Origin of the sequence: Flagellimonas marinaquae, from assembly GCF_003992675.1 — a bacterium.
Classification (GTDB): domain Bacteria; phylum Bacteroidota; class Bacteroidia; order Flavobacteriales; family Flavobacteriaceae; genus Flagellimonas; species Flagellimonas marinaquae.
Window position 1 is genome coordinate 95,579 of sequence record NZ_RZMZ01000014.1, and the last position, 237, is coordinate 95,815.

General features: G+C 48.9%; 1 protein-coding gene. It reads right to left on the reverse strand.

Annotated elements, in window-relative coordinates:
• Window positions 1-237 (reverse strand): hypothetical protein (locus EO130_RS15435; protein WP_164732903.1); only part of this gene is annotated, 237 nt, incomplete at both ends.

A 237-nucleotide genomic window follows, 5' to 3' on the forward strand; every position in this document is an offset into this window, starting at 1 on the left:
TCCACTGTCCGTCAAAATCGTCGGTGGCATCCAAATCCAGATTGGCAGGAACGTTGGTCAAATCATTAAAATCACCTGAGAAATCATCTGTGCTGTCCGTGTCCAGATTGGCGGGTACATTGGAAAGGTCTCCAAAGTCACCGCTGAAACCGGAAATGTCAAAATCGTTACCGTTCGGTGTTACTGTTACCGTTCCGTCTGTGGAGGTGATGGCCTGAAGTTCATTGGCGGGGTCAT